The sequence below is a fragment of the Empedobacter sp. EJD.6dd genome (genome assembly GCF_057369435.1).
In genome coordinates this window covers 473,083-488,226 of sequence record NZ_CM170667.1, presented here as the reverse complement: position 1 = coordinate 488,226, position 15,144 = coordinate 473,083, and the positions used below count along the sequence as shown (strand labels likewise).

The window sequence follows — 15,144 nt, the reverse complement described above, 5'->3', positions numbered from 1 at the left end:
AAAACATATAATCGAAATTCGAGATTCGAACTTCGTTAAACGATAAAAAAAGAATGAAAGTTACCGAACATATAGAACGTGCAAATGGAAAACCGTTGTTTTCTGTAGAAATTTTACCTCCATTAAAAGGTCAAGATGTTAATGCAACGTTCAAAACCCTGGATCCTTTGGTGGAATTAAATCCAGCTTTTATTGATGTTACTTATCATCGTCAGGAATACATTTACAAGCAAAAAGAGAATGGCTTACTGAAGCGTTATCAAGTTCGCAAACGCCCAGGAACTGTTGCTATTTGTGCAGCGATACAAAATCATTATAAAATAGATGCTATTCCGCATTTGATTTGTGGTGGATTTACAAAAGAAGACACAGAGGATGCTTTGATTGATTTGAATTTCTTAGGAATTGATAATCTTTTAGTTTTACGTGGAGATCCTATCAAATCTGAGAAAACATTTGTTCCAGAAGTTGGTGGACACGCTTACGCATCTGAATTAATAAAACAAGTTACTTCTTTAAATACTGGAAATTATTTGGATGACGATTTACAAGAATCTCATCAAATGGATTTTTGCATAGGGATTGCTGGGTATCCAGAAAAGCATTTCGAATCGCCAAATCTTGCAATGGATTTACATTATTTGAAAAAGAAAGTTGAATTAGGCGCTGATTATATTGTGACACAAATGTTTTTTGATAATCAGAAATATTTTGATTTTGTAAAAAAATGCCGTGAAATGGATATTAATATTCCGATAATTCCGGGTATTAAACCATTAACAACTTTTAATCAATTGACAAAAATTCCTCAAAATTTTTATATTGATTTACCAGAATCTCTAGCTATGGAAGTGCTAAAAGCAAAAGATAAAGAAGCGGTTAAAGAAATTGGTCTTGAATGGAGTATTAATCAATGTAAAGAATTAGTTGAATTTGGAGTGCCAGGTTTACATTTTTACACGATGAGTAATTCTACAAATACCAAAAAAGTAGCAGAAGCAATATTTTAAAAAATATAAAAGAGAAAATCAAAACGATTTTCTCTTTTATGTTTAAGTTTGAAGAATATAATCTTTCAATTGTGTTTCCTTCAATAAATCATTTAATTGATAAATTTCAGCTTCGTAATCATATTTTAGATCTTCGTGAAATTTATCAAAAAGTAATTGAATCAATTTTAATCGACCCATTTGGTATTTGTACAACTTTTCTGCATTATCTCCTGTTGTATATTTATTAAATAAATAAGGATAACGAGAAAAAGATTCTTGCAAAATATATTTTCTTAATTCAAATTCTGATACTTTATCTTTCGTGATTTGAACATGATAATTAACAATTCCACTTAACGTTTTTAAAGTCAATAACAATTGTCTATGGCTTCGCGTAATATTAATTTGATTAATTAAGTGATGAGACTTTTTAAACTGTAAATCAATCTTTTCGTAAATTAATTTTACCCGTTCTTGTAAGTAATTTTCATCTTCTAATAACTGAAAATGTAAATGTTCTACCAAAGTTTCATCCTTATTTATAAGACGTAAAAGAAGCTTATCTTTTTCTTTAGTAGGCAAATCTAGAATTGCAATTTTCAATTCAGGGACGTCTTTCAGATTCATTTTTTTTTATTTGTTGTTAGCTTGCTTAAAATTACAAAAATATTCGAGAAAATTCATTTTACACAAAATGATTAAATCATATAAATAATGTATATTCGAAAAAATAAATCATAACCAAAATGCCTAAATCACTCAAAACCTATATCATTTATTCTGTTGCTCTCATCTTATTTTTATTAAGCATAAATCTTATGGGTTTGAATTTAAAAGGAGAATATACCTACCAAATCCTTGCATGGACCTGGATTATTTTCACCTTTTACATCCTTATTAAATTTTGGAAAATAATCTATATTAAAATTTATGGATTTTTGCTTTTTGCCTTAATTGGATTGAGTATTTTACCAATGGCAATTCCGTTTATTGCAATCCTTAGTTTTTTATTTAATTTGGATACTTTTCAAACAATAAAACTTAATTCTGATTACAAAATCGTTGTAACTAAAAGAGTTTTAGCTAATAAAAGTATTTTCATCAATAAAAATGAATCAAAATTCATCATTTTAGAAAAGGTAAACAATTTAGCAATAACAAATTATAATGAAATAGTCTCAAAAACTTTAAAGATTAATTCTGATGATCCAAAACGATATGAATACGAAAACGAACCTATTCAAGAAGCTAAATTGATTTCTGTAAATAAAGATAGTATTGGAATTGAATATCAAATTCTCAACAAAAAGAATATTATTTATCATAATATTAACGAAACTTATCCTTATTAAACGTATTTCGTTATTAATAATCCGTACTTTTGCAAACCGAAAAAAGGGTTAAAAATTATGAAAAGCGTTGTAGAACACAGAAAATTACTTGGAGTTGATAAAAATGTTACTCTAAAAGAATTGAAAACAATTTACAGAAATACGATGAAAGATGCGCATCCTGATAAATTTGTAAACGACGAAGCTGGTAAAATAGAAGCTGAAGAAAAAAGTAAAGTTGTGATCGAAGCGTATCATTTTTTGGTAAGTGTAAACCCTGAAACGCACGAAAAAAATAAAGAAGAATATACAGCTACAACAACAAAATCTAACATTCATGATTTCTATATGGATGAACAAATTTTGAAAGTTGAACATTTAGATGGAAATAATTACGAGTATTTCGGTGTTCCTAAAAATACGTACATTAAAATGGTAAATTCTGATTCACCAAGTCGTTTTGCAAGAAGACACATTTACGGTAAATTTACACACCGTAAAGCTGGTGAAGCTATGAAAGATTAATCATCTACATATATAAAGCAAAAAACCACTTCTAATGAAGTGGTTTTTTTATGCTTAATATATTCTATTTTAGTTTCCTAAAATATAATTAAAAATCAATGGTGCAACAATTGTAGCATCAGATTCAATCATATATTTTGGTGTATCAACATCTAATTTACCCCAAGTAATTTTTTCGTTTGGAACTGCTCCAGAATAAGAACCATAAGATGTTGTAGAATCAGAAATCTGACAGAAATATGCCCAGAAAGGAACATCTGTCCACTCTAAATCTTGGTACATCATTGGAACAACACAAATAGGGAAATCTCCAGAGATACCACCAGCGATTTGGAAGAAACCTACACCTTTACCATCAGAATTAGCACGATACCATTCTGTTAAATAAATCATGTATTCAATTCCAGATTTTACTGTAGACGCTTTCAAATTACCTTTGATTACATTAGACGCAAAAATGTTTCCTGTTGTAGAGTCTTCCCAACCTGGACAAACGATAGGTAAATTTTTCTCAGCTGCAGCAACAATCCAAGAATCTTTAGGATCAATTTCATAGTATTGCTCCAAAACTCCAGAATTAACAACTTGGTATAAGAATTCGTGTGGTAAATAACGCTCACCTTTTTCTTCTGCTGCGTGCCAAACATTTTCTAAGTGCTCTTGTAAACGACGAAAAGCTTCCTCTTCTGGAATACAAGTATCTGTAACACGATTGAAATGAGAATCTAATAATTCACGCTCTTGTTCTGGTGTTAAATCACGGTAGTTTGGAATTCTTTTATAGTGAGAATGCGCAACTAAATTCATTACGTCTTCTTCTAAATTTGCTCCTGTACAAGAAATGATGTGCACTTTATCTTGGCGAATCATTTCCGCTAATGAAATTCCTAATTCAGCAGTAGACATTGCTCCACCCAAAGAAATTAACATTTTACCACCCTCTAACAAGTGTTGCTCATATCCTTTTGCAGCGTCAACTAAAGCAGCTGCATTAAAGTGTCTATAGTTATGTTCTATAAACTGACTGATTGGTCCTTTACTCATTTTATTTGTTTTTATTTTATTAAAAATTCTAATTATTTATATCCTAATGTATTCAACACATCTTGATGCGTTTGTTCTTCTGAATATACTTTTGCTTCGTAATTTTCGTCAATCAAAATATATTTTGGTTGAGGAATCAAACAGTGATTAATCCCACCAAATCCACTAATATTATCTTGATATGCTCCTGTATTAAAGAAACCTATGTACAATGGTTTTGCCTGATCATATTTCGGAAGATAAATCGCATTTACATGTTGTTCCGAGTTGTAATAATCGTCAGAATCACATGTTAAACCTCCTAGTAAAACGCGTTCGTATTTATCGTACCAACGGTTAATTGGCAACATTACAAATCGTTTTGAGATTGCCCAAGCGTCTGGTAAAGTCGTCATAAAAGAAGAATCAATCATATCCCAATATTCTTTATCATTTTGTTTCTTTTGATAAAGAATTTTGTAGACTACTCCTCCACTTTCTCCAACTGTAAACGATCCAAATTCTGTGAAAATATTTGGAACAGGAATTCCTTCTTCATCACAAATCATTTTAATTTGTAACAAGATTTCTTTCGCCATGTATTCGTAATCATATTCGAAATTCAACGAATTTTTGATTGGGAATCCACCACCAATATTCAAACTATCTAATTCTGGACAAACTTTTTTAAGGTTCACATAAACTCTCAAACATTTTGTCAACTCATTCCAATAATATGAATTGTCTTTAATTCCTGTATTGATAAAGAAATGAAGCATTTTAAGTTTAATGCGTTCATTTGGTTTTACCATTGTCTGATAAAAAGGAACAATATCCTTATAACCAATTCCTAAACGAGAGGTATAAAACTCAAATTTTGGCTCTTCTTCCGACGCAATACGAATTCCGATTTCGAAATCCCCTTCAATTGCCTCCGAAAACAAATCAACTTCTTCGTAATTATCAATTACTGTAATCGTTTTACGATGTCCGTTGTTTACCAAACGAGCAATATTTTCTACATATTCCTCACGTTTGAAACCGTTACAAACAACATATTGATCATCATTAATCAATCCTTCTTCAATCAAATTTTCGACAATATTAATGTCAAATGCTGAAGATGTCTCGATATGAATATCGTTTTTTAATGCTTCGCCTAAAATGTGACGAAAGTGAGAACTTTTTGTACAATAACAATAATTGTAAGTTCCTTCATAGTTTAACTCTTCACGCGCTTTTTCGAACCAACCTTTCGCTTTCTGAATGTTTTGCGAAATTTTAGGCAAATAAGTAAATTTTAATGGTGTTCCATGTTCTTCGACCAAAGCTTTCAGGTCAATTCCATTAAATTTTAAGTACTCTCCATCCAATTCAAATTCATCTTGCGGAAAGTCAAATGATTGCGTGATTAAATCTATGTATTTAGTTTTCATTATGCTTTATAAATGTTACGTGTGTTTAATAATTCTAAAATTTTTTGCGAAAAAAAATTTAGGGTATTACAGACGTATCGCATAATAAACATTGCGAAGTAATAAAGGGAAAGAATAATTCTTAGACTCTTTTCTATTCATTAAAAGTAATGCGTTGAGATTATTTCTATTTTCAACGCTTTCGAATAAAAGGTTAAAACTCATTAACTTTTTTAATTAAAAAAATTATAAAAATAATTGTCGCAAATATAAGTTTTTTAATTCTGTTAAAAAGATAAAATAATATTAAAATTTTGATGATTATTAGATTTTTGTATATTGTATTTTAATTCCAATCGATTAATAAATCTATAAACTAATAAAAGAAACCTTGAATACAGAAAATAAAACATCTACAAAAAAAACAACTACTTATGTATCAAAATTTAAAAGAATTTTGATTGAAATTATTGTGATAGTTTTTTCAGTTTATGTTTCTATTTGGCTTACAAATAAAAATGAGTACAATAAAGAGCAAAAGGAAACAAAAGCTTTTTTAGCTGATCTAAAAATAGACTTAGAACAAGATGTAAAAAATATTAATGAAGAAAAAATTATTGCTGAAAAAACTTACGCAAGTTTAAATACATTATTAAATATAACTAAGGAACAAGCTAAACTAATTCCAACTATTGAATTAAAAGCATCTTTGTCTACAAGAAAAAACATTGAAGCAAATTATGAAGGATTCAAATCAAGTGGAAAAATTAGCAATATTGAAAATCGTCAATTAAGAAAGGATATTTTGTCTTATTATCAAACGAATATGTCCATAACTACTGAAATTGAAAAAGAATCTAATAAATATAAAATAGAAATAATAGAAATTCTTGGCGCAAATGATTTCAAAACGAATACATTAGGTAATCCATCTTTTAGAACTAAATTAGATTTATTCAAACAAACTACAAATACTTTAAACGAAACTTATAAAGTTGATATTGAACAAGCACAAAAAATTATAAAACAAATTGAAACCTATAACAAATGAGCAAATTATTTTCAATTATCTACATCTTTCTCAAAAAAGAATATTGAACAATAATTTTAAATCTTCAAATTAATCAACAATTGTTCAAAAATTTATTTTTTCTTTAAGGTTTAGCAAGGTTAAATATTGTATTTTTGAAATCGTTTTGAACGTAAATTATGGGTAAAATTATTGCTATTGCGAACCAAAAAGGTGGCGTAGGAAAAACGACAACATCGTTAAATCTTGCCGCTTCATTAGGTGTTTTAGAAAAAAAAGTTTTATTAATTGACGCAGATCCGCAAGCAAATGCAACATCTGGTTTAGGTTTTGATTTGGATGAAATCGAAGCAGGAACCTATGAAGTGTTGGAAAATGAAGTACTTGCAAGCAAAGCTATTTTACAATCAGAATCGCCAAACTTAGACTTGATGCCTGCTCATTTAGATTTAGTTGCTGCCGAAATTGAGATTGTAGATTACGAGAACCGCGAATACATGTTAAAAACTGCGTTGTCGGAAATCAAAGATCAATATGATTATATTATTATAGATTGTGCTCCTTCTTTAGGATTGATTACTCTAAATGCGCTTACAGCTGCTGATTCTGTCATTATTCCTATTCAGTGCGAATATTTTGCATTAGAAGGTTTAGGAAAATTATTAAACACAATAAAAGGAATTCAGCAACATCACAACAAAGAACTGGATATCGAAGGTTTATTGTTAACGATGTATGATTCTCGTTTACGCCTTTCTAATCAGGTGTTAGACGAAGTGAACAATCATTTTCCGCAAATGGTTTTCAAAACAATTATTACTCGAAATGTACGTTTGTCAGAAGCACCAAGTTTTGGCGAAACAATTATTCAGTACGACGCAGCAAGTAAAGGTGCAGAAAATTACTTAAATTTAGCGCGTGAATTTTTAATTAACAACAACGATACAGTTTAAATAAAATGGCAAAGCCAAATAAAAATAATCGCTTGGGACGTGGATTATCTGCTCTATTAAAAGATGAACCAACTGTAAAAACAGCACAAGATGAAGGTGCTAAAAAATTGGTTGGAAACATTTTGGAAATAGATTTAGAAAAAATCACCGCGAATCCTTGGCAACCACGAACTAATTTCGATAAAAAAGCTTTAGAGGAATTGGTTTCGTCTATTCAAACATTAGGCGTTATTCAACCAATTACAATTCGTAAAAAACCAACTGGTGAATATGAATTAATTTCTGGTGAAAGACGTTTTCGCGCTTCGCAATTGGCTGGTAAAAAAACAATTCCGGCTTATGTTCGTTTAGCAAACGATCAAGAAATGCTAGAAATGGCATTGGTCGAAAACATTCAGCGTCAAGATTTAGACGCCATCGAAATTGCACTTTCTTACCAACAATTAATTGATGAAATAAAGTTAACACAAGAAGAATTAAGTAAACGTGTTGGAAAAGATAGAACGTCTATTACAAATTATTTACGTTTATTAAAATTAGATCCAATCATCCAAACTGGAATTCGTGATGGAATGATTTCTATGGGACATGGACGTGCTTTAATGGCAATTGATGATACAGATGTACAATTTGATATTTACGAAAAAATTGTCAAAAACAATTTATCAGTTCGTGATACAGAGCGTTTAATCAAATCTATAAAAGAAGGAAAGCCAGAGAAAAAAGCAATCGATGAATTACCTTCTCAATACAAAGAAGCCTTAAGTTCTATTTCAAATTCTCTGAGAACGAAAGTAGAAATAAAACGAGCGAATAATGGAAAAGGTAAAATTATTTTAAATTTTACTTCTGATGATGAGTTTGAACGATTAAGAAAATTCTTAAATGAAAATTAAAGCATTCTTACTTGGATTAACAGCTACTGCAACGTTCTCTTTTGGTCAAATTAAAACTGATTCTTTAGTGGTTGTAGAAAATAATGTCATTGTAAAAGATACGATGAGTATAAGTAAAGAAGTTTTGATGGAAAAAAGTCCAATTAAAGCATCTTTATATTCGGCTATATTACCTGGTGCTGGACAATTGTATAACAAGAAATGGTGGAAAGCTCCAATCGCTTTAGGTTTGGTTGGAACAGGAACTGGTTTTACAATTTATTACAATAATTTATACAAAAAATACCGAAAAGCATATATTGCGGTAAGAGAAGGAACTCCAAACGAATTTTCTGGAATTTTATCTCCAGAGCAATTGGCAGTTATTCAAGATGATTACAAACGAAAACGTGATTATAGCGTTGCTTTGACAGCTTTAGCTTATTTATTAAATGTAGTTGATGCTACTGTAGATGCGCATTTATTTACAGTTCGTAATGACGCTGAAATGTCATTCAAACCAACAATCATTCAAGACGAAATGACATTAGAGCCAGTTTTAGGATTGGCATTTAACTTAAAATTTTAGAAATTACAGATGAAAATTGCATTAATAGGATACGGAAAAATGGGAAAAGCCATTGAAGAAATTTTAGTTCAGCGTGGTCACGATGTTGTACTTAAAATATCACGTACTCCTCTTCCAGAAGAATTAAAAGATGTTGAAGTTGCAATAGAGTTTTCAAGACCAGAATTCGCTTTCGACAACCTTAAAGTATTACTTGAGAACAAAGTCGCAACAATATGTGGTACAACAGGATGGTTAGATCAACAAAAAGAAATTAATCAATTAGCTATTGCAAACAATACGGCTTTTTTATACGCTTCTAACTTTAGTTTGGGTGTTAATTTATTCTTCGAATTGAATTCTATTTTAGCTCGAATGATGAACAAATATCGTAACGAATATCAAATTAATTTGGAAGAAATTCATCACACACAAAAACTTGATGCACCTTCTGGAACAGCGATTACAATTGCGGAAGGAATTATCGATCATTCAAGTTATAATTCTTGGTCTATGGACGAAAAAGCAACAGATATTATTCCTGTTGTAGCAAAAAGAATTGAAGATGTTCCTGGAACTCATATCGTACAATATACTTCGGATGTAGACACTATCGAAATTTCTCATACAGCACATTCTCGCAAAGGTTTTGCCTTAGGCGCTGTAATTGCTGCAGAATGGATTTGGAATAAACAAGGTGTTTTTACAATGAAAGATGTACTTGAACTGAACTAAATTAAAATACTAAATATCAAAAACTTATGCATGTACTAATTTACTGGTTAATTGGTTTTATTACTGCCAATATAATCTTTGGAGCTGCAACTTGGAAATTATATAAAAATGCAGGAAAACAAGCAATTCAAGCTTATATTCCTTTTCTAAATATCTGGAAAGGTTTAGAAATTATTCATCGTCCTAAATGGTGGATTATTCTATTTTATTTGCCAATTGTTGGTCCTATTTTTTGGTTAGTATTGTTTGTTGATTTAGGAGATTCTTACGGAAAAATCGAAACCAAAGACAAAGTCATTATGGTTTTGACGCTAGGTTTATACATTTTTGCGGTAAATTATTCTGATAATCCAAAATATTTAGGACCAGAAAAACGTAAACCTACATTTGTTTCTTCCTTAATTTTTGCGCTTGTATTAGCGACATTAGTTCACAACTGGTTTATTCAACCAATGATTGTTCCTACAGGATCTATGGAGAATACAATCAAAATTGGTGATGCTTTATTTGTTGAAAAAGTAAGTCACGGAGCACGTGTTCCTATGACGCCAATCGGAATTCCTTTTTCAGAATTTATTTACCGAGATGGTTTTATTGACAAAGCGCGTTTACCTTATATGCGTATTCCAGGTTGGAGAGATTTAAAATCGAACGATATTGTCGTTTTCAACTACCCTACAGATTCTATCTATAATGCTATTGATCGTAAAGATGCGTATGTAAAACGTTTGGTTGGCTTACCAGGAGAAACGGTTCAGATTCGTAATGGTGTTTTATATGTTAATGATAAAAAATTCATCCCGAAAAAAGATGCTCAAGTTCAACATGCTTATATGGTTGTTGTAAAAACTCCATTCAGTGATAAATTGTTGTATGATAATTTCGGTATCATTAGTACAGATTACAACGCTGCGAAACAAGCTGATGGAACATTTATTTATCAGTTTGCCGCATTAACAGATGCACATGTTGCCGCAATGAAATCTAACGCAAATGTAGTTTCTGTTGAGCCTATTTTACAACCAGTTGGAGAAAAAACTGAACATATTGTAAATGGAAAAATAGATAGTACAAATACAATTTTCCCTGTTAACAAAAACTGGAATCCTGATCAATATGGACCTTTATACATCCCAAAAAGAGGTGATGTTGTAGACGTTAACAAAGAAACTTTAGCGCAATACATCAATATTATTCGTCGTTACGAGAACAACACTTTAAGAGTTGATTCTGCAAACGGTAAATTTGATGTATTTATTAATGATCAAAAAACGAACAAATACGAAATCAAACAAAACTACTATTTTATGGTTGGTGATAACAGAAATCAATCATTAGATGCACGTTTCTTTGGTTATGTTGGAGAAGATCACATTATTGGACGACCAATTATGATTTGGGCAAATATGAACGGAATGTTTGAACCTGCTGCTCCTAAGAAATTTATTTGGAATCGTTTCTTTACATCAATCAATAATGATAATCCAGAAAAAACTTCGTACGGAATTTATGTTTTAATTGCTTTAGTTGGTTGGATTGGATATGATATTGTAAAAGCTCGTAAAGAGAAAAAGAAGAATAAATATTAAGATCATTTTAGAACAAATTTTAAAAAACAAGATTTGTTAATCGATAATAAATAACTCAATAACTGTGCATTATAAGAAATTGTAATGCACAGTTTATATACAGAAAAATAATACACACGAATGAAAAATACGTTTGCAGCTTTTTATTTTGGACCGATTGATTACTATGCAGAAATGGTAAAAAGCCAAACTTTGGATATCGAAGTTCAAGAAAATTTTCAAAAACAAACTTACCGTAATCGCATGTATATTTTAGGTGCAAATGGTAAGTTGATGTTAAATATTCCAATTTTACACGATGGAACTCGCCTATTCAAAGATTTACAACCTTCTTATGAATATGATTGGCAGAAAGAACACATCAAATCGTTGAAATCAGCTTATCAAAGTTCTCCGTATTTCGAATATTACGAAGATGAAATTATTCCAATATTGGAACAAAAAGAAAAATTTCTTTTAGATTTTAATCTAAAAACAATTGATTTCATTAACAGAAAATTGAACTTAGATTTAGAAATCAATAAAACTGAAACTTATCAAGATCTAACTCCTGAATATGATTTCAGAAATCAATTTTCGGCTAAAAAGGCACCACAATACAATTTACCTGAATATGCACAAGTTTTTGATGATAAATTTGAGTTTATAGAAGGTTTGAGTATCTTAGATTTACTTTTTAGTGAAGGGCCAAGCGCCGTAGTATATTTAAAAAACTTAATAAAATAACAACATGAGAAAATTATTTATTGCTTTAGGATTTGCCTTTACATTAGGGTTTGCTCAAGCACAAACAACAGAAGTATCAAAAGAAAAATGGTACCATGCTGGTGTTGAACAAACTGGTGTTTATGGTGTAAATACAGATCAAGCATTACAATTCTTAAAAGATAACAAAAGAAAAGCGAATACAATTGTTGTAGGAGTTTTAGACAGCGGTGTTGAGAATTTTCACGAAGATTTGAAAGCAAACATGTGGTCAAATCCAAAAGAAATTCCAGGTAACGGAATTGATGATGACAAAAATGGTTACATTGATGACGTTCATGGTTGGTCTTTTTTAGGAACTGCTAAAGGAATCAATTACAATGATGATACAACTGAGGTAACGCGTCTTTACAAAGCTCTATCAAATAAATACGCTACTTACGATCAGAAAAAAAATCAAGCAGCAATTGCAAAAAATCCTACTGAATATGCAGAATTTCAAAAAATTGAAAAAGAATATTTAAGCGCTGTAGGAAAAGCAAAGTACAACCAACAAGTTGCACAATCTAAATTGAATGCAGTTGAAGGTGGTGTAAATAAAATGGTTTTAGAATTTGGTGATACGAAATTGTCTAAAGATATTTTAGCTAATTATCAATCAACAGATTCTCAAATCTTAGAAGCATTATGGATTTTTGGAGAGTTAAAAGAAGAACAATGGGTTGGTAAAACAATGAAAGAAGTTGCCAATACATATTTAGGTTCTGCTCGTCGCGCTGCTAAAGGAGACGCTTTATCTTCTCACTTAAATTTAGATTTAGTAGATCGCAAAGACGTTGACAATCCAAATGATAAAAAAGAACGTTTTTACGGAAACGGAGATTCTAATGGACCTGAGTCTTCACACGGAACTCACGTTGCAGGAATCATCGGTGCTGTAAGAGGAAATAATATTGGTTCTGAAGGAACAGTTGGTGGAAATAATGTAAAAATTCTTTCTGTTCGTACGGTTCCAAATGGAGACGAACGTGATAAAGATGTTGCAAATGCAATTTATTATGCAGTTGATAATGGAGCTAAAATCTTAAACATGTCTTTCGGGAAACCTTATTCTCCAGATGCTGATTTAGTTTGGGACGCTTTCAAATACGCTTCTGATAAAGGTGTTTTAATCGTAAAAGCGGCAGGAAATAGCAACGAAGATATTGATGTTCATGTACATTATCCAACAAATTTCAGAAATGGAAATGTTGTTTCTAAATCTGTTTTAACTGTTGGTGCTTCTACAAAAGATCCGAAAGCTTTAAAAGCTCGTTTCTCTAATTACGGAAAAAAATCTGTTGATGTTTTTGGACCAGGACAAGAAATCTATGCAACTTATCCAGGTGTTGATCAATATCGTTTCTTAAATGGTACTTCTATGGCTTCCCCTGCTGTTGCTGGTGTTGCTGCATTAGTTTGGTCACATTATCCAAAATTAACTGCAGAAGACATTCGTAATATCTTAATGGAAACAGTAAATAAAAACGATCAATTAAAAGATATTTCTGTTGCAGGTGGTGTTGTAGATTCTTATAAAGCTGTACAAAAAGCTGAAGAAATTTACAAACAACGTAAATTGAAATAATTTTAACATAACATTATATGAAGGCTCCAAGTTTTGGAGCCTTTTTTGTATTTTAGTTGTAACAAAACTCAACGAGTAACAATTTTGAACTTTACTCGACATATATATATAAAATTAATTATGAAAAAATTCTTATTAAGTATATCTGTTGCCATGTTTTTTGGCATAGCATCATTCGCACAAGAAACAACTACATTGCCATTACCAAAGGTTGATCAAAAATTTTGGCAACATGCTTCTCTTGAAGAAAGTGGTGTATATGGAGTAAATACTCAAAAAGCACTTCAATATTTAGAATCAAAAAAACGTAAGCCATCTCAATTAATTGTAGGAGTTTTAGACTCTGGAGTTGAAATTACGCATCCAGATTTAAAAGATAATATTTGGACAAATGCGAAAGAAATAGCTGGAAACGGAAAAGATGATGATAAAAATGGTTATATAGATGATGTACATGGTTGGAATTTTATCGGTGGAAAGGATGGTAAAAATGTTGATGGAGACACATTAGAATTAACACGTCTTTTTGTAAAATACCGCGATTTATTTGAGAAAAGTAAAGATGCAGCTTCTAACAAAACGAAATTCCCAAAAGAATTTGAAGAATATCAAAAAATAAAACTTGAGTTTGAGAATAAATTAGCCGAAGCCAAGCAAAATGCAGCTCAATATGTACAAATGGACGATGTTTTTAAAGTTGCATTTCCTGCTTTAATTAAAGAATGGGGAGAAAAAGAATTGAATGAAAAAAACATGATGTCTTTTCAACCAAAATCTAAAGAAGCACAACAAGGAATGATTATTTTCGGAATGGTTCCAAAAGAAGCTTGGGAAGGAAAATCGATGAAAGATTTCTTAACAGAAGTTGGAAGTGAAATTTCTGAAGGTGCAAAATACTACAAAGAACAAGTAGAAATCAACTTGAATACAGAATTAGATCCTCGTCCAATTGTTGGAGATAATTATGCAGATAAATCTGAACGTATCTACGGAAACAATGATGTTGATGGTCCTGATTCTACACATGGTACTCACGTTTCAGGAATTATTGCTGCAAAAGCAGGAAATGGAATCGGAATAGATGGTATTGCAGGAAATGGTTATGTAAAAATTATGTCAGTTCGTACAGTTCCAAATGGAGACGAACGCGATAAAGACGTTGCAAATGCTATTCGCTATGCAGCTGATAATGGTGCTAAGATCTTGAATATGTCTTTTGGAAAAGCTTATTCTCCAGATAAACAAATTGTTTGGGATGCATTTAAATATGCAGAGAAAAAAGGTCTTTTATTGATTAAAGCAGCTGGAAACGAAAATGTAAATATTGATGATGAAATCCACTTTCCTACTGTATATGATGAAAAAGGAACTGAAGTAGCTAAGAATGTCATTACTGTTGGAGCAAATACAATAGATAATAACAACTTAAAAGCGAGTTTCTCGAATTTTGGTAAAAAATCTGTAGATGTTTTTGCACCAGGAAATGATATCTATTCTACCGTACCAAATAAAGAAGGAGAATATAAAAACGAAAGTGGGACTTCTATGGCTTCTCCAGTTGTAGCTGGTGTTGCAGCGTTAGTTTGGGCTCATTATCCAAAATTAACTGCTACAGATATCAAACAAATTTTGTTAGAATCTGTAAATAAAAATCCTGCTTTAGCTGACATTTCTCTTACAGGAGGTGTTGTTGATGCATACAAAGCTGTACAATTAGCAGAAAAAATGTATATCGCTAAGAAATTGAAATAAATTTAATGCTACTTTATATATAAA

Annotated in this window: 15 protein-coding genes; 12 read left to right on the top strand and 3 right to left on the bottom strand. The window is 30.8% G+C overall.

Going from position 1 to position 15,144, the window contains the following annotated elements:
- Positions 1-53 precede the first annotated feature (53 nt).
- The gene (gene metF, locus AC2I98_RS02240; protein ID WP_486413008.1) at positions 54-1,010 is read left to right on the top strand and encodes a methylenetetrahydrofolate reductase [NAD(P)H]; all 957 of its coding nucleotides are present in this window, start codon (positions 54-56) and stop codon (positions 1,008-1,010) included.
- A 42-nt stretch (positions 1,011-1,052) separates the two neighbouring features.
- On the opposite strand, the gene AC2I98_RS02235 is transcribed toward metF, so the two are convergent.
- Positions 1,053-1,619: a hypothetical protein gene (locus AC2I98_RS02235; RefSeq protein ID WP_486413007.1), complete on the bottom strand. Its 567-nt coding sequence runs from the start codon at positions 1,617-1,619 to the stop codon at positions 1,053-1,055.
- Positions 1,620-1,930: 311 nt separating this feature from the next.
- Between AC2I98_RS02235 and AC2I98_RS02230 the strand changes: the two genes are divergently transcribed.
- Both AC2I98_RS02230 and AC2I98_RS02225 read left to right on the top strand, forming a co-directional pair.
- The gene (locus AC2I98_RS02230) at positions 1,931-2,344 is read left to right on the top strand and encodes a hypothetical protein (RefSeq protein WP_486413006.1); all 414 of its coding nucleotides are present in this window, start codon (positions 1,931-1,933) and stop codon (positions 2,342-2,344) included.
- Positions 2,345-2,401: 57 nt separating this feature from the next.
- Positions 2,402-2,848 (top strand): KTSC domain-containing protein, encoded by a 447-nt coding sequence (locus tag AC2I98_RS02225; protein ID WP_486413005.1) that lies wholly within the window; start codon positions 2,402-2,404, stop codon positions 2,846-2,848.
- Between the two features lie 69 nt (positions 2,849-2,917).
- Here AC2I98_RS02225 and AC2I98_RS02220 read toward each other — a convergent pair whose 3' ends face one another.
- Positions 2,918-3,892 (bottom strand): deoxyhypusine synthase family protein, encoded by a 975-nt coding sequence (locus AC2I98_RS02220; protein ID WP_486413004.1) that lies wholly within the window; start codon positions 3,890-3,892, stop codon positions 2,918-2,920.
- A 32-nt stretch (positions 3,893-3,924) separates the two neighbouring features.
- A complete protein-coding gene (locus AC2I98_RS02215; protein ID WP_486413003.1) occupies positions 3,925-5,307 on the bottom strand; it encodes a type III PLP-dependent enzyme domain-containing protein in 1,383 nt (460 codons plus the stop codon).
- Positions 5,308-5,677: 370 nt separating this feature from the next.
- Between AC2I98_RS02215 and AC2I98_RS02210 the strand changes: the two genes are divergently transcribed.
- The 9 genes from AC2I98_RS02210 (at position 5,678) to AC2I98_RS02170 (ending at position 15,120) form a co-directional block, all read left to right on the top strand.
- Positions 5,678-6,337 (top strand): hypothetical protein, encoded by a 660-nt coding sequence (locus AC2I98_RS02210; protein ID WP_486413002.1) that lies wholly within the window; start codon positions 5,678-5,680, stop codon positions 6,335-6,337.
- Positions 6,338-6,495: 158 nt separating this feature from the next.
- A complete protein-coding gene (locus tag AC2I98_RS02205; RefSeq protein ID WP_486413001.1) occupies positions 6,496-7,269 on the top strand; it encodes a ParA family protein in 774 nt (257 codons plus the stop codon).
- 5 nt (positions 7,270-7,274) lie between these two features.
- On the top strand, positions 7,275-8,165 hold the full coding sequence (locus AC2I98_RS02200; RefSeq protein ID WP_486413000.1) for a ParB/RepB/Spo0J family partition protein: 891 nt from the start codon (positions 7,275-7,277) through the stop codon (positions 8,163-8,165).
- Positions 8,155-8,733 carry a DUF5683 domain-containing protein gene (locus AC2I98_RS02195; protein WP_486412999.1) on the top strand — a complete coding sequence of 193 codons (579 nt, stop codon included), beginning with the start codon at positions 8,155-8,157 and terminating at the stop codon, positions 8,731-8,733. Before AC2I98_RS02200 ends, AC2I98_RS02195 begins: the two co-directional genes overlap by 11 nt.
- Before the next feature lie 9 nt (positions 8,734-8,742).
- Positions 8,743-9,447, top strand: a complete 705-nt coding sequence (gene dapB, locus AC2I98_RS02190; protein WP_486412998.1) for a 4-hydroxy-tetrahydrodipicolinate reductase — start codon at positions 8,743-8,745, stop codon at positions 9,445-9,447.
- Positions 9,448-9,473: 26 nt separating this feature from the next.
- Positions 9,474-11,036, top strand: a complete 1,563-nt coding sequence (gene lepB, locus AC2I98_RS02185; protein WP_486412997.1) for a signal peptidase I — start codon at positions 9,474-9,476, stop codon at positions 11,034-11,036.
- Positions 11,037-11,156: 120 nt separating this feature from the next.
- A complete protein-coding gene (locus AC2I98_RS02180) occupies positions 11,157-11,762 on the top strand; it encodes a WbqC family protein (protein ID WP_486412996.1) in 606 nt (201 codons plus the stop codon).
- A gap of 4 nt (positions 11,763-11,766) precedes the next feature.
- Positions 11,767-13,368 carry a S8 family serine peptidase gene (locus AC2I98_RS02175; RefSeq protein WP_486412995.1) on the top strand — a complete coding sequence of 534 codons (1,602 nt, stop codon included), beginning with the start codon at positions 11,767-11,769 and terminating at the stop codon, positions 13,366-13,368.
- Between the two features lie 120 nt (positions 13,369-13,488).
- Positions 13,489-15,120 carry a S8 family peptidase gene (locus AC2I98_RS02170; RefSeq protein WP_486412994.1) on the top strand — a complete coding sequence of 544 codons (1,632 nt, stop codon included), beginning with the start codon at positions 13,489-13,491 and terminating at the stop codon, positions 15,118-15,120.
- Positions 15,121-15,144: the final 24 nt, after the last annotated feature.

Bases quoted from the DNA above. Each gene is read 5' to 3' on its own strand.
- metF (WP_486413008.1), top strand. From the start codon at position 54: ATGAAAGTTACCGAACATATAGAACGTGCAAATGGAAAACCGTTGTTT.
- AC2I98_RS02235 (WP_486413007.1), bottom strand. From the start codon at position 1,619: ATGAATCTGAAAGACGTCCCTGAATTGAAAATTGCAATTCTAGATTTG.
- AC2I98_RS02225 (WP_486413005.1), top strand. From the start codon at position 2,402: ATGAAAAGCGTTGTAGAACACAGAAAATTACTTGGAGTTGATAAAAAT.
- AC2I98_RS02220 (WP_486413004.1), bottom strand. From the start codon at position 3,892: ATGAGTAAAGGACCAATCAGTCAGTTTATAGAACATAACTATAGACAC.
- AC2I98_RS02215 (WP_486413003.1), bottom strand. From the start codon at position 5,307: ATGAAAACTAAATACATAGATTTAATCACGCAATCATTTGACTTTCCG.
- AC2I98_RS02205 (WP_486413001.1), top strand. From the start codon at position 6,496: ATGGGTAAAATTATTGCTATTGCGAACCAAAAAGGTGGCGTAGGAAAA.
- AC2I98_RS02200 (WP_486413000.1), top strand. From the start codon at position 7,275: ATGGCAAAGCCAAATAAAAATAATCGCTTGGGACGTGGATTATCTGCT.
- AC2I98_RS02195 (WP_486412999.1), top strand. From the start codon at position 8,155: ATGAAAATTAAAGCATTCTTACTTGGATTAACAGCTACTGCAACGTTC.
- dapB (WP_486412998.1), top strand. From the start codon at position 8,743: ATGAAAATTGCATTAATAGGATACGGAAAAATGGGAAAAGCCATTGAA.
- lepB (WP_486412997.1), top strand. From the start codon at position 9,474: ATGCATGTACTAATTTACTGGTTAATTGGTTTTATTACTGCCAATATA.
- AC2I98_RS02180 (WP_486412996.1), top strand. From the start codon at position 11,157: ATGAAAAATACGTTTGCAGCTTTTTATTTTGGACCGATTGATTACTAT.
- AC2I98_RS02175 (WP_486412995.1), top strand. From the start codon at position 11,767: ATGAGAAAATTATTTATTGCTTTAGGATTTGCCTTTACATTAGGGTTT.
- AC2I98_RS02170 (WP_486412994.1), top strand. From the start codon at position 13,489: ATGAAAAAATTCTTATTAAGTATATCTGTTGCCATGTTTTTTGGCATA.